Source organism: Nocardia sp. NPDC003345 (assembly GCF_053589395.1).
Window position 1 is genome coordinate 1 of the sequence record NZ_JBSFRU010000155.1, and the last position, 13,971, is coordinate 13,971.

The 13,971-nt window shown below is 68.6% G+C and carries 14 protein-coding genes; 7 read left to right on the forward strand and 7 right to left on the reverse strand.

Going from position 1 to position 13,971, the window contains the following annotated elements; translation table 11 throughout:
* Positions 1-370 precede the first annotated feature (370 nt).
* Complete coding sequence (locus ACWDU1_RS17925) at positions 371-1,234, forward strand: alpha/beta fold hydrolase (RefSeq protein WP_449999777.1); 864 nt, start codon at positions 371-373, stop codon at positions 1,232-1,234.
* Between the two features lie 23 nt (positions 1,235-1,257).
* Here the strand turns inward: ACWDU1_RS17925 and ACWDU1_RS17930 are convergent, their stop codons facing one another.
* Both ACWDU1_RS17930 and ACWDU1_RS17935 read right to left on the reverse strand, forming a co-directional pair.
* Positions 1,258-1,758 (reverse strand): GNAT family N-acetyltransferase, encoded by a 501-nt coding sequence (locus tag ACWDU1_RS17930; protein ID WP_449999778.1) that lies wholly within the window; start codon positions 1,756-1,758, stop codon positions 1,258-1,260.
* 138 nt (positions 1,759-1,896) lie between these two features.
* Positions 1,897-2,160: a hypothetical protein gene (locus ACWDU1_RS17935; RefSeq protein ID WP_449999780.1), complete on the reverse strand. Its 264-nt coding sequence runs from the start codon at positions 2,158-2,160 to the stop codon at positions 1,897-1,899.
* A 357-nt stretch (positions 2,161-2,517) separates the two neighbouring features.
* On the opposite strand from ACWDU1_RS17935, the gene ACWDU1_RS17940 reads away from it, so the two are divergent.
* Positions 2,518-3,144: a DUF3558 domain-containing protein gene (locus ACWDU1_RS17940; protein WP_449999782.1), complete on the forward strand. Its 627-nt coding sequence runs from the start codon at positions 2,518-2,520 to the stop codon at positions 3,142-3,144.
* Between the two features lie 123 nt (positions 3,145-3,267).
* On the opposite strand, the gene ACWDU1_RS17945 is transcribed toward ACWDU1_RS17940, so the two are convergent.
* Positions 3,268-3,699, reverse strand: coding sequence for a hypothetical protein (locus ACWDU1_RS17945; protein WP_449999784.1), 432 nt, complete (start codon positions 3,697-3,699; stop codon positions 3,268-3,270).
* Positions 3,700-4,066: 367 nt separating this feature from the next.
* On the opposite strand from ACWDU1_RS17945, the gene ACWDU1_RS17950 reads away from it, so the two are divergent.
* Entirely contained in the window at positions 4,067-5,563 is a 1,497-nt protein-coding gene (locus ACWDU1_RS17950) for an amidase (protein WP_449999786.1), read from the forward strand.
* 238 nt (positions 5,564-5,801) lie between these two features.
* Positions 5,802-7,445, forward strand: coding sequence for a flavin-containing monooxygenase (locus ACWDU1_RS17955; RefSeq protein WP_449999788.1), 1,644 nt, complete (start codon positions 5,802-5,804; stop codon positions 7,443-7,445).
* A gap of 53 nt (positions 7,446-7,498) precedes the next feature.
* Here ACWDU1_RS17955 and ACWDU1_RS17960 read toward each other — a convergent pair whose 3' ends face one another.
* Entirely contained in the window at positions 7,499-8,746 is a 1,248-nt protein-coding gene (locus ACWDU1_RS17960) for a cytochrome P450 (protein WP_449999790.1), read from the reverse strand.
* Positions 8,747-9,121: 375 nt separating this feature from the next.
* On the opposite strand from ACWDU1_RS17960, the gene ACWDU1_RS17965 reads away from it, so the two are divergent.
* Positions 9,122-9,703 carry a DUF1707 SHOCT-like domain-containing protein gene (locus ACWDU1_RS17965; RefSeq protein ID WP_449999791.1) on the forward strand — a complete coding sequence of 194 codons (582 nt, stop codon included), beginning with the start codon at positions 9,122-9,124 and terminating at the stop codon, positions 9,701-9,703.
* Positions 9,704-9,722: 19 nt separating this feature from the next.
* Here ACWDU1_RS17965 and ACWDU1_RS17970 read toward each other — a convergent pair whose 3' ends face one another.
* The gene (locus tag ACWDU1_RS17970; protein WP_449999793.1) at positions 9,723-10,322 is read right to left on the reverse strand and encodes a TetR/AcrR family transcriptional regulator; all 600 of its coding nucleotides are present in this window, start codon (positions 10,320-10,322) and stop codon (positions 9,723-9,725) included.
* Positions 10,323-10,478: 156 nt separating this feature from the next.
* Here ACWDU1_RS17970 and ACWDU1_RS17975 point away from each other — a divergent pair, with 156 nt between their 5' ends.
* The gene (locus tag ACWDU1_RS17975) at positions 10,479-11,552 is read left to right on the forward strand and encodes a phosphotransferase (protein WP_449999795.1); all 1,074 of its coding nucleotides are present in this window, start codon (positions 10,479-10,481) and stop codon (positions 11,550-11,552) included.
* Positions 11,553-11,592: 40 nt separating this feature from the next.
* Here ACWDU1_RS17975 and ACWDU1_RS17980 read toward each other — a convergent pair whose 3' ends face one another.
* Together ACWDU1_RS17980 and ACWDU1_RS17985 are read right to left on the reverse strand one after the other, a co-directional pair.
* Positions 11,593-12,552 carry an alpha/beta fold hydrolase gene (locus ACWDU1_RS17980; RefSeq protein ID WP_449999797.1) on the reverse strand — a complete coding sequence of 320 codons (960 nt, stop codon included), beginning with the start codon at positions 12,550-12,552 and terminating at the stop codon, positions 11,593-11,595.
* A complete protein-coding gene (locus tag ACWDU1_RS17985) occupies positions 12,525-13,283 on the reverse strand; it encodes a MerR family transcriptional regulator (RefSeq protein WP_449999799.1) in 759 nt (252 codons plus the stop codon). Before ACWDU1_RS17985 ends, ACWDU1_RS17980 begins: the two co-directional genes overlap by 28 nt.
* Before the next feature lie 184 nt (positions 13,284-13,467).
* Between ACWDU1_RS17985 and ACWDU1_RS17990 the strand changes: the two genes are divergently transcribed.
* Positions 13,468-13,962: a hypothetical protein gene (locus ACWDU1_RS17990; RefSeq protein ID WP_449999800.1), complete on the forward strand. Its 495-nt coding sequence runs from the start codon at positions 13,468-13,470 to the stop codon at positions 13,960-13,962.
* Positions 13,963-13,971: the final 9 nt, after the last annotated feature.

The window sequence follows — 13,971 nt, forward strand, 5'->3', positions numbered from 1 at the left end:
TCCGGCGACCTTCAGCAGCGCCGCCTTCCCGCCGATTCCGGCGCCCATCGGCCTGGACGCGTCCACGAGCTCATTCAGCGCGTGATCGCTGTACAGCGCCAGCGCAGTGGAAACGACGCGGTGAACATGCAGGCGCGCCGGGCGCGACATATCGCGAGATGTCACGCCACCAGTGAACAGGATGTCACCAGTTCGGAGGAGTTCGCCGCGACCTCCAGGTGGGTACCTACCTCGATCCGGTCAGCGCACCTGGTTGTCTGCCACAGCCGCCGGCAACGTTCGATATGCCCGCGCTCTCGGCTACACCGATGATTCTCGGGCGAATTCGTCGTCGGTACCGTTGGGTGTGCCGACAGACGGGAGTCCGGGTATGACGGGATCGATTCGATCGGATATGACCTCGGTACGGGCGAACGGTGTGGATCTGGGCGTTCAGAGCTTCGGCCGGGACGACGATCCGCTGGTGCTGCTGGCGGGCGGCACAACGATGTTGTCCTGGCCCGACGCATTGTGTGAGCGGCTCGCGTCGGGTGGGCGGCGCGTTGTCCGCTACGACCTGCGCGACTCTGGCGCCTCGACGACACTCGACCCGGAGAATCCGGACTACGACCTGCGGGATCTCGTCTCCGACGCGGCCGCTCTGGTCGGAGTGCTCGGTGCCCGGACCGCCCATCTCGGTGGCATCGGCGTCGGTGGGATGATCGCCCAGGTCGCCGCGCTGGATCACCCGGACCTGTTCTCCGCACTGACCCTCGTCGGCACTCGGCCGGTGGCGCCGGGACCGGTCGACGCGGATCTGCCCGACCACGACGGCGCGGTGATGGGCCCGCTGTTCTCGCGCCCGTGGCCGGACTGGGCCGACCGGGAGGCCGTCGCGGCGTTCGCCGCCGAGAGCGCCGGACCGATGGGCAACGATCCGCGGCAGGCGCGGGCAACGGCGGCCCGAATCTGGGACCGGACACCGTCGAGCGATCCCGCCGTGCATCAGGCGAACCAGCTCGGGATGGTGTTCTCCCGGCTCGACTGCGCCCCACGCTGGCGGGACAGGCTCGGTGAGCTCGACGTGCCCACACTCGTCGTGCACGGTCGCGCCGACCCGTTCTTCCCGGTCGGCAACGGTGCGGCGCTGGCCGCCGAGATCCCCGGCGCGCGGCTGCTCGTCCTCGACGACATGGGCACCGCGCTACGCGACGATTCGGCCGACCGGGTTGCCGCGGCCATGCTCGCCGGATAGCCGCCCGGCCGGGTGCCGACACCTCAGTCGAGGTCGGATACCCCGGTGACCTGGTCGTTGTCGTTGTCGATATGCACGCGGGCACGCAGCGTCGTGTCGATGAGCCGGCGAGCAGCCGTGTTGCCGAGCGTCGTAGCGGCGGTGATGTGGCGGGCGCCGTTCGCGGCGGCGAATCCGCGCAGCTGTGTGGTGACGATGCGGCCGATGCCGCGGTTGCGGTAGGGGCGGCCGATCCACATGCCCGCCTCGACCTGGTCACCGTGCGGTTCGAGCCGGGCGGCTCCGATCACCGTCCCATCCAGTGTGATGGTGAAGGTTCGTTCTATCGGCCGGGTGGGATGCAGGGCACGACCACGGTGGAATTCGACGAACGCCCGTCTACGCTCCGGTGTCCACCCGGGCGGCCCGTCGACCGGGGGCATCACCTCAAGCGGATCGGCACCGGCGACCGCGGCCGCCAGCAGGAGATACAGCCCGTCCTCGTCGAGCTCTTCGAGCGAGACGGACTGCCGGGGTTCGTTCACGACGTCGAACCCTCATCGGTGCGGCGCGATAAGTCAACGGAATTACCACTCGGCCGAATAGTCGCGGCTTACTGTCACCGGGGCGGCCCGCACACCGGAGGCGACGACCGCGTCCCGGCGAACTCGACGCTCGGGAGCTCAGAAACGCGATTGGCTGGCCGTATCCGTCCCGTCTTCGTCCCCGAGCTTCCATCGGTCGGTGCCGACGAATCTACGCCGTATCCAGGGGGTTCGGAGGTCGATGCCCGCGAGCAGGCCCAAGAATCCCACGCCGAGAAGCGCGACGAGCGCAAGCGCGATCAAGATCAGGAGTCGCAGCGCCGGCCCCGGGCCCGCCACGATGAGCACCGCGATCATCAGCAGCGTGCCCATCGAGACCACCGCTGCGACAACCTTCTTCATAGATCCACGGTAGCGATGAAAACTGCTGTTTCTCATGAACTTTCGACGACAAGAGACACGGCGCCGTCGGCCGCCCGGCGATCCTCGCCGCTGGTTGCCCGGCGCGGGGCAGGGGTCGTCGAACCGGTGGGCCCGCCCCGTATTCACCACTCCGGCCCTGCCTCGGATCGGTCAGGACTTCTCGCGCGAGGTCCCGGCCGGAACCCGCCCGCTCCAGCGGCAGGATCGGCGGAATCCGGGGCCCGATTGCGTGGTGGCCGGATGCGCGGCCGGGCCCGGACTGTGCCATGATGCCGGTTGCTGGTGATTGTCTGTACCCGAGGGGGGCGGACAGTTGGGTCGATGTTCGGGGTTTCGATGATAAAGACGATTTCCGCCGCCGGTTGCCTGGCGGCGAGTGTGCTGGTGCTGGCCGCCTGCTCTGGTGGCTCGGCCGAGCAGGAGGCGACGGCAGGGGCTCCGGGGAGCACCACTTCGGAGGCCGGCGTCTCCGTGCGGGTGAGTGTCCCCCCGGCTCCGGCGCAGACCGGCGCGGAACCGGTCCGGTTCGATCCCTGTGTGAGCGTGGGCGACGACCTGGTCACCGAGGCCGGATTCGACCCCGGCAGCCGGGAGCGGGCCACCACCGAAAGCGTCGGTGTATTCACCGAGATCGGCTGCCAATTCTGGCGCGAAACCCTGGTCGACGGCGAAAAGCTCCCCACCGGCGCGGTATCGGTGACATCGAGCGATCTGACACTCGACGATATCCGGAGGAACTCCGGGCACGAGATCTTCGGCTCGGACCCGATCGGTGGGCGCGAGGCGGTGCTGTATCGGACTCCGGCGAGTACCGGCGGATGTTCGGCGGCGGTCGCATCGGCGGACGGAATCTTCCGGGTGGGCATCATGACGCTGCCGGCCGTTCCGGCCCAGGCACCCGCGCCCTGCGACGAGATCCGGCGGGTCACCGAAATTCTGGCCGAATCGCTCGGCACCGAATAGCACTTCATTCGTCCGCTCGCCCGACCGCGCCGCAACCGGCCGCGCACTGTTCGACATCCCCAAACGGCCGGTCTGGGCCGATATCTGGTAACCACCGCGTTCGACCGGGAGAAACGCCTTCCGTCAATCGTCGAGGGCGTAGTTCGACACCTGGCCGGTGCCGTCGGGAAACCTCAGCTCCCAGATCTCGAAGCCGGTGAAGTTGAAGACTTCCAGCCTCAGTTCGGCTTCGAACAGGAAGCGCAGATCCGCGGTGGTCCGGTCCATCTCGGCGGCCACCAGCCGGCTGCCGGCGAGCTCCGCGCGCAGAACGTCCACCGCGTCGATCGGTGCCGGTAAGCCGTACCGGCGTCGATGATCGAAGATGCTCACCTCGGGCCGGCCGTTCTTCGTCAACCGCCAGAACTGCGCGTCCAGGACGGTGCCGTCACCGAACTCGAGGGTGGTGCCGACCGAGAAGATCGACTCGGTGGACGGGGTGCGGTACTCGACCGCCCGCACCTGCTCGCACCTGACCCCACACCACCGGGCGAGGCGATCCGAGAACTCTGTCATCGAACACTCCCTCGCGGCGACAGCACCGAGGTCCTCCTGGTCTATTCGAGGCCGTCGACGGTGTCCGGCCACAACCGCCGGTGGTGATTCATATCGTGGCATACAGCGACCAACCGGCGCTGGGGCCCGGGAAGTGAAACCACTCGGCGGCACCGGAGCAATGAGATATCCCTCGCGTTGCGCAGGACGGTAGTCGCATGCCCCGCACCGATGGACCCGTACCGCCTCCGAGGCGGTGACCTGGGATGCGGCGTCCGTAGTCGGAACCGGGCCGGGGAATGCGCGGGCGCCCGCGACCCTTTCGGACATTCCATTGTGCGAAGCCATATTTTATGCCCCCACCGGCAGGCAAATAGCGTCCGATTTCATGAATTGGAGTTTTCATTCGGCCGAAGAGCTCGCGGCCGCCCTGCACGCCGGTGACGTGACATCGGTGGAACTGACCGAGGAGGCGATCGCCCGTATCGAGCGCGACGACAGGGCGATCAACGCGATCTGTGTACCGGATTTCGCCCGCGCCCGGACCGCCGCACGCGCCGCCGACCGGGCCCGCGCCCGTGGTGAGAACCGGCCGCTGCTCGGTATTCCGGTGACGGTCAAGGAGTCCTACGATATGGCCGGGCTGCCCACCACCTGGGGTATACCGCAGCACGCGAACCACATACCGGCCGAGGACGCGGTGCAGGTGTCGCGGTTGCAGGCGGCCGGTGCGGTGGTGCTCGGAAAGACCAATGTGCCGGTGATGCTGCGAGATATCCAGACCTTCAACGAGATCTACGGGACCACCGGCAATCCGTGGGACCCCGGCCGCACAGCGGGCGGGTCGTCCGGCGGCTCGGCGGCGGCCCTGGCGGCCGGATTCGGCGCGCTGTCCATCGGTTCCGACCTCGCCGGTTCGCTGCGCACCCCGGCGCATTTCTGCGGCGTCTATGCGCACAAGCCGACGCTCGGGCTGGCGCCGGCCCGCGGAATGGCCGCCCCGCCCGGGCCTGCTCTGCCGATCGATCTCGACCTCGCCGTCGTCGGCCCGATGGCGCGCACCGCCCGCGACCTCACCCTGCTGCTCGATGTGATGGCCGGTCCGGACCCGCTCACCCACGGCCTCGCCTACGACATCGCGCTGCCGCCCGCGCGCCACGAGCGGCTGCCGGACTTCCGGGTCCTGGTCGTCGAGGACCATCCGCTCATCCCGACCGGATCGGCGGTCCGGGCAGGCGTGAACCGGGTCGCCGGGGCGCTGGCCGGTGCGGGCGCCCGGGTCGAACGCCACAGTGCGCTGCTGCCCGACCCGGCCGAAGCGGCGACGATCTACCTGCTGCTCATGCTTTCGAACGCCGCCGCGAGCCTGCCCGCCGACGACTACGAACAGCTGCGGAGCCGGGCCGCCACCCTGGGCGCGGACGATCGCGGCCTCGACGCGGCGCGGCTGCGCGGCATGGTGCTCGATCACCGCGGCTGGGTCGAGGCGAACCACCATCGCGAACTCCACCGTCGAAGCTGGCGGCGGCTCTTCGCCGAGTTCGACGCCGTGGTGTGCCCCATCACGCCCACACCCGCCTTCCCGCACGACCACACCGGCGGGCTGGAGGACCGGCGAATCGATATCGACGGCGTCGGCTACCCGTACTTCGACCAGCTCGTCTGGGCCGGTATGGCCACCATGCCCGGCCTGCCCGCCACCGCGATACCCACGGGGACGTCCCCCGACGGCCTGCCGGTCGGCGTGCAGCTCATCGGCCCGATGTTCGAGGACCGCACTCCGCTGCGGCTGGCCGAACTACTCGAGCACGAGATCGGCGGCTTCCGCAAAAGTTGCGGGAAAGCCAACGCGCGCAACGATGTTCCGACAAACTGCAACCGGTAACAGTCTGGAATACTGACGCCCGGCGGGTCTCGTTCGCGCACCGATGAACTCGTGACATCAGCCGAGCTGCAGCGATATGAGGGAGGGGCGAGAACTTCCGCGATGCCATCGTCGACGACGCCGGGCCGTCACGTCCCGTGCCCCTCTCCGCACGACCAGGTAACTGCCGACTCGCCACGTAGTCGAACCGAACCGCTGTGTCCCGCTCACGGCGACTCTTGGAAAGGCAGGTCCCACGATGACAACGACCGCGGAGCATTCCGCACTCTCGACCGGGCAGGAGGCTCGCGAGATCGACGCAGTCGTCGTCGGAGCCGGATTCGCCGGCCTGTACATGCTGCACAAGCTGCGCGAACTCGGCCTCTCGGTACAGGTGTACGAGGCGGGTGCCGGACTCGGCGGCACGTGGTACTGGAACCGCTATCCCGGCGCGCGTGTCGACGTGAAGAGCATGTACTACAACTACTCGTTCGATCCGGAGCTCGAACAGGAGTGGGAGTGGACGGAGAAGCTGCCGCCGCAGCCGGAACTGCTCCGCTATATCAACCACGTCGCGGACCGTTTCGATCTGCGTGAGGACATCCGATTGCGGACCCGGGTCACCGCCGCGGTCTACGACGAGGCCACCGCGCGATGGCGGATCACCACCGAGCAGGGCGAGGTCGTCTCGGCGCGGTTCGCGATCATGGCGACAGGGTGCCTGTCGGCCCCGAAGATGGTGGAGGTCCCGGGTATCGAGACGTTCCGGGGCCGCAGCTTCCACACCGGCCACTGGCCGGAGCAGGAGGTCGATTTCAGCGGCCGGCGGGTCGCGGTGATCGGCACCGGTTCCTCGGGGGTGCAGGTTATTCCGCTCATCGCGGAAGCGGCCGGCGAGCTCACCGTCTTCCAGCGGACCCCGAACTACGTCCTGCCCGCCGGCAATCACACGATCGATCCCGAATTCCAGCGCGATATCAAAGCCCGCTATCGCGAGGTGCGCAAGGCCAACCGGGAATCATCGTTCGGGATCGCGCGGCCCGAGGCCACCAAGGGCGCGCTCGAGGTGAGCGAGGACGAGCGCAATGCCTTCTACCGGGCGGTATGGGAAGACAAGGACAGCGAACTCGTCAGCATGCTGACCGGGTTCACCGATACCCTCCTCGACGAAGCCGCCAACGAGACCGCCGCTCAATTCATCCGCGACCGCATCGCCGAGATCGTGACCGATCCGGACGTGGCCCGGCTACTGCAGCCGTCCGGGCTCTTCGGGGTCAAACGCCCCGTGCTGGGAACGGACTACTACGCGACCTTCAACCGGCCCGATGTCCGGCTCGTGGATGTCTCCGCGACCCCGCTCACCGCGGTCACCGAGACCGGGCTCGAGACGACGCGGGAGAGTTTCGAGTTCGACGACATCGTCTACGCCACCGGATACGACGCGATGACCGGTGCACTGGACGCGGTCGATATTCGCGGGCGGGGTGGCGCGACACTGCGGGAGAAGTGGGCCGACGGGCCCGTCACCTACCTCGGACTCGCGGTGTCGGGCTTCCCGAACCTGTTCACGATCACCGGTCCGGGTAGCCCGGCGGTCCTGTCGAACATGCTGGTGTCCATCGAGCAGCATGTCGACTGGATAGCGGACGCGATCGAGGTGATGCGGTCCCGGGGCGCTACGACCATGGAGGCCCGGGACGACGCGGCGCAGGAGTGGACCCGCCACGTCGGCGAGGCCGGTGATCTGACGCTGTATCCGAAGGTGGACTCCTGGTATGTGGGATCGAATGTCCCCGGAAAGCCGCGGGTGATGTACGCCTATATCGGCGGTGTGGGCGCGTATCGCGAGAAATGCGATCAGGTCGCCGCCGACGACTACGAGGGTTTCACCCTCACCCGCTGACCGAGGCTCTGCCGGTGGCGGGCACCACGCCCACCACCGGCACCCCTTCGGGCCTAGGCCAGCCGCATGGGCGGGCAGGGCGGGAACTCGACAGGCAGCGACGCCAAGGCACGGTGGAACGGGCCCTGCCGCCAAGGTAGTTCCCGCGCCGCGACTTTCGGCCGGATATCGGGCAGGGCGTCCAGCAGCAGATCGATCCCCTGGGCGGCGATGGTCTGCGCGAGGGTCTGGGCCGGGCAGCCGTGCGGGCCGCCGCCCCAGGCCAGATGCGACCGGTTGCCCCGGCGGTCACCGCCGGCGACGCCGGGATCGTTGTTGGCCGCTGCCAGACTGATGACCACCGGCTGATCGGACGGCAGCCACACATCACCGACCAGTTGCGGCTGCCGGGGGTAGCTCACGCACCAGTTCGCCAGCGGCGGGTCCTCGAACAGCACCGCGTCGATGGCGTCGCGGGTGGCCATGGCGCCGCTGAGGACCTCGCCCCCGTACTGTTCGTCGGTCATCAGCTGCAGCAGCGCGTTGAGAATAAGATTGCAGGTCGGTTCGGTACCCATCGAGAACAGGAGCGCGGCCTGGTTCACCATTTCCATGGCATCGAGCCGGTCCGGGTGCTGCAACAGCTCCGAGGTCAGATCGTCGCCCGGATCGGTCCGCTTCTGCTCGACGACTCCCATCAGCGCCGCGACGAAACGCTGCTGGCCCTCCTCGGCGCCCACCCCCTCCAGCATCGCGGCCATCCCGTGATAGGCCTCGGCCGCGGCGTCCTCGGGGAACCCCATCAGCTCACTGATGACCCGGAAGGTCAGCGGATACGCGTAATCCGTTTGCAGGTCGGCGGAACCGCGCTCGCAGAAATCGTTGATCAGCGTCTCGGCGGCCCGCGCGACGGCATCGTGCACCCGGTGCATATCGACGGTCTCCAGCGCCGCCATGATGGTGCGCCGGTACCGCTCGTGTTCCAGGCCCGCGGTGCGCAGCGCGTTCTGGCGATAGCCCAGCATCGGCACCATCGGGGAATCGGCCGGGGCGTTCTTCTCCCATCGCCGGGGGTCGGCGGGGAAATGGGGTTCGTCGTTGAGGATCTGCATGGCGACCTGGTATCCGATCACCAGCGTCGCCGGGACACCCGGAGCGAGCTCGATCGGCACCAACGGGCCGTGATGCCGCATAGCCGCGTAGGCGCGGTGCGGATCGGCCGCGAACGCCGGGGTGTCGAGCCGGATCTGCGAATCGGCCGATACCGGGCACTTCTGGGCGGTCGGGAATTCCCCCTGCGGACGTGGAACGGTGTTGCTCAACGCGCGGCTCCCCCACGCTGCATCTCGTTGTGTCCCTTTCGGCCCGCTGCGGCCGGGCCCGGCATTCGTAGAGTGGACATGATGGCGCATGCTACCGGGAATCGTTACAGTCCAAGCACTTTGGCGAACCAGCTTCCGCATCCGGCCGCACGGCCCACGGCGAGCCCGGTGAGACGGCCGGTCGGCGGCCGATGATGGCCCCCGTAGAAGAACGGCCGGACACGGCTTCGACCCGCACTCACCGGGCTGCGAAGCCGATGTACTGATAGCGCAGGCGATAGGAGCCCGACCCGCGGCGCGGGCTCGCACCGGCCCCGGCACCGCGGCGGGCCGGAGTGGCGCGGCCGGAATCGGCCCTGGGATATCGTGACGAATATGACGGTCGAGCCACCATCCGAGAATCTCCCGGCGGTGCGCGCCACCGACAGCGAACGCGAGAACGCCGCCGCGCTCATCCAGCAGGCGCACGCCGATGGACGGCTGGACCTCGGCGAACTGGATGAGCGGCTCGCCGCCGTGTACTCCAGCAGAACCCGGCCCGAACTCGAGGTGCTCACCGCCGATCTGTCACGTGTCGCCCACGGTGGCACGGCCGACCGCCTGGTACTGCGATCGAAGGGCAGCAAACTGGTGCGGCAGGGCACCTGGCTGGTGCCGCCGCATATCGTCGTGAACTCCGAACACGGCAGAGTGGTACTCGATTTCGGCACCGCCGTGCTGCGGTCCCGGGAGATTCTGGTCGAAGTGGATACCAAGCACGGCGGCGTCGAGTTCGTGGTACCGCAGGGCTGGATCATCGACCTCGACGATATGGTCACCGAATGGGGCCGCATCAAGAACCAGGCGGTCCCACCGGCAGCCGGAATGCCCCGGCTCCGGATCAGCGGCCGTACCGAGCACGCCGCTATCACCGTTCGTCACCCCCGCCGCCGGCGCTGGTGGTGGCCGTTCGGCTGAGCGTACCGGGCGCGATCCGCTATGCCGGGGGTGTGCGGACGCCGTCGAGCAGAGCGTCGAGTAGTCCCTCGAACCCCGTTGCGGCGCGCCGGTTCCCGGACGCGGACAGGGCGTGCAGGAGCAGGGTTCCGATCAACGCGTCCGCCATCGCATCGATATCGGCGCCGCCGCGGATCTCGCCCTGGGCGGCCGCGTGCCGGAGCCGCGTACGCAGCCCCTCGTGTTGCGGGACGCTGAGCTGCACATCGAGGGCGTCGCCGTCCGCGCGGCTCGCGGCCGCGGCGGCGATCACGGCCCGCATCAAGGTGGCATTGGGCGCTTCGGCGAGGAATTCCGCATGCTCTGTCAGCCATGCGCGCAGGTCGGCGCGAATATCGCCGGTATCGGCGACGGCGAAGGAGCCGCCGCGCCCGTAGGCGTCCAGCACTGCCTCGGCGATTAGCGGCGCTTTCGACGGCCAGCGCCGGTACAGAGTCTTCTTCCCGACCTCGGCTCGTAGGGCGACGCTTTCCATGGAGAGCTCGGCATAGCTACCGGTGGCCAGCAATTCCCGGGTCGCCTCCAGGATGCGCTGGTGCAGGCGGGTATCGCGGGGTCGGCCGCCGCGCGCTTCTGACATGGGATGAGCCTATGCGCGGCGCGGAAGGGATTGCGACGGCCGGGCGATCCGGAGACCGGATCACCCGATTCGGGCACCATCCCGCGGCGGCTCGAGGTACGTTACCGACCAGATACGACACGGACCGTGTCGTATCTGGAACGGAAGGGGTCGGCAATGATTCGATCGGAAATGGCCGTGCCGCGGGACTGGGGAGATATCACCCCGGAATGGATGACCGCCGCGATCAGCGAGCACCACCCGGGCGCCGAAGTCGCGAAGGTGACCGTGGATCTGCGCGACGACGGCACGAACCGGCGCGTGCGGCTGGGCCTGAGCTACGCCGAAGGCACCGGACCCGCCACGGTTTTCGCGAAGGCCTCCGATCCCGCCCACGTCGCGCTGCACAAACTCACCAGTGGACTGTTCCATGAGCCGCGCCTGTTCGGGGCCGGTGTCACCCTGCCGGTCGACTACCCCCTCGTGTACGCGGCATTGATGGACACCGGCAACGACAGCTTCTGCCTGGTGATGGAGGACCTCGCCCTTCGCGGCGCCGATATGCGCGACGCCACCGAACCTATGACGGTCGAGCAGGCAGCCGCCGGAGTACGCGCGCTGGGCCGGCTGCACGGCCGCTTCTGGGGCGAGCGCGTACTGCGCGAACCAGGTCTGGACTGGCTCGAACCCTTCCGGCCCTGGGGCGCCATGGACGCCGCTCCGATCGAGCGGGTATTCGACCGGCTCGGCCCCGACGCCCCACCGGCGATCTCCTCGCTGTCGGCTGCAACGCTGGTCGCCGAGATCTGGACCCCCTACATCCGGACGCTGACCACCACACCGCAGACCCTCCTGCACGGCGACCCCCACATCGGCAACACCTACGTCCTGCCCGACGGCGAAGTCGGGTTCCTGGACTGGCAGGTCGTGCGCCGCGGCAACTGGTCGCTGGATGTGGGCTACTTCCTCCAGGGCGCGCTCACCACTGCCGACCGCCGCGACCACGAACACGCACTGCTCGCCGAATACCGCGACGCCCTCACCCTTCCGGCCGCCGAACTACCCGGCGCCGACGAGATCTGGCTGCGCTACCGCGCCTCGGTGGCACATGGCCTCACCCTGTGGCTGTGCACCGCGAGCGCGGGCGAACTATGGCAGCGCTCGGATATCGCGCTGACCCTGGCCCAGCGGTACTCGGCCGCCTACGCGGACCTGGACACCCGGACGGCACTCGACCGGATCAGCGGCTGACCACCGGACCTTCCGGCCGCCGATCGCCCGGCCCGGTCGCTCAGCGGGCGAGGAAGTCCTCGATATCGGCGGCGAGCCGTTCCGGTTGTTCGCCGTTGATCGCGTGGGATGCGCCCGGGTAGACCAGCACCGTGCCGTGACGCAGCTCGTCTCGGGCGGTGCGGGCGGCGGCGGCGCTGTCGTGCATCGGCGAGTCGCCGGCGATGATCGCCAGAACCGGTATCTCCAGCGCTCGGAGCCGGTCGGGGTCGATCCGGCCGGGCCGGGGTTGTTTCATCGTGTAGGTGGACATTCCGGCCTCGATCATCCGGCCGACCGGATCGTCGGCGACCGGGGCGCCGCCGGCGGTCCAGCTGGTGAAACCGTCCCGCCACGATTTCGGGAACCAGCTCACACTCGCCGGAATCGACCGCACGATCAGCTCGGTGGAGAGACCGGCGAAGGTCTGCACCGGTTCGACCAGGATCAGGCTCGCGATCTTCCCGGGTTCGTGGACGGCGAGGTTGGCCGCGGTCCAGCCGCCGATCGAGAGGCCGAGTACGTGAAATCCCGGTTCGGGCAGCGCGAGCAGGACCTCGTGCAGCCAGCGGGCCTGGTCGGCGTGGGTTTCGATCGGACGGTCCTGCACGCTCAGGCCGGGTTCGCCCAGCAGGTCCAGCGCGTACACCGAACGCCGAGCGAGCAGCCCGGCCATATTGCCGGCGAATACCGGTGCGCCCGAACGTGTTCCGGGCAGCAGCAGGAAGGGTTCACGGTCACCGGCCGCCTCCGGCCCCGCGTATCGGTAGACGCGGACGATCCCGTAGCCGGTCCGCACATCCAGAACCCGCTGCGGGGCGGGCATCTTCCGCATCGCCTCGTCGTAGGCCCTCAGGTAGCGATCCTTGGCCTCGGCGGAGTCGAAATGGCCGACCGGCGCGGTGTCGCGCAGGATGAGCCAGGACAGGATCGCGGTGGCGACGGCAACGGTGGTCAGTCCTGCCGCGCGACGAGTAGACATTGATCCAGGAAACCCTTCGTTTTCTGATGCAGCACACGGTCTTCCGGGGGCCAGCGGTCATCGGACCGTTCCATCGCCTGGTACAGATCACCGGTTCCGGCGGGTTGATCGCGCAGCGCGTACTCGGTGCTCGCCCGCCACTCCCGGCCGAGACGGCGACCCGAGAACGAATCGGCCGGAATCCCGTTCTCCGCCAGCAACAGCGCCTGAACGGCAGACGCCTTCCAGGCGAAATAGGTGGCGATCACCCGCTCCACATCGATAAGGAGGCCGGCGGGGGCGTGCGCGTCCGGACTCTCCACGCCCGGATGACGCAGCAGGGTGCGGTCGAGGCTCATAGTGGCGGCGACGACCCCGGCCGGCACCCGGGCCTCGGGATGGTCCCGCAACACCCGCGTCACCGCGGCCAGCACTATCCGCTGGCACCGCAACCGCAGTTCCGCGATCTCGAGCAGCCGGACCTGTTCGCTGTAGGTCTCGACCATCGACAGGCCGGACTGCCGATCGAGCGCCGGACCCACCTCGTCCAGCCGCAGCCCCGCACTGGTCAGCAACTGGATGCGGCGGAGCCGATCCAGGTGTTCCGGGCCGTAACGGCGGCGGCCGCTCTCGTCGCGCTCCGCGACCAGCAGCCCGATCCGGTCGTAGTACTGGAGTGTGCGCACGGTGGTCTCGCACCGCCGCGCGGCCGCACCCACCGCGAACCATTCCGATGCGTCACTACCAGGCATAACAGCGAGCCTGGCATATGACGTAACGTCACCCGCAAGCCCGGCCGGCGCGCGCCCGCCGCCGGGCCCCGTGTCGGACACGGGCGCGCCGCCGGTGCGGATCATCTGTTCGGCGAGAACGCATTTCGCTTCACTACCCGCCTACAACTAGGCCCCGAGTCGGAGTCGGCGCTAGGGTGCACGGGTGCCACACGCGATCACCGCATTGATTCTCACCGGCCCGTACCACGACGATGCGGTCCAGAGATGGGATCTGGTTCCAGTGCCGCTGAAAGGTGACCTGACCCTGTTCCACATCACCCCCGACTACACCGCATACCGGCAGGCGAAACTCGGACTCGAAGGAGACTTCGAGCGCCCGCCGAATGCGCGTGAACTGCTGTTCCCCACCGAGAACGTCATCGGTGTCCTGGCAGCCGAGATCACCACCCGACCGGCGCCGACCTTCGCTCTGGTGGTGACCGACTACCACGGAGGCACGGGAGGACAGGCCGCCGTCGTCTCGATCGACGGCGGACCCGTACGCCCGGCCGCGGATATCAACGACGCACTGCGCACGCTGGGAGTCGCGGCCGATCAGGGCCTGGACGAGTTCGACACCGTGGGCCTGGGCGATCAGCGCGCGACACCCGACTACCTGTATCGCTACGAAAGTCTCTGCGACGAGCTGGGCGTCTGACCGGTCAGG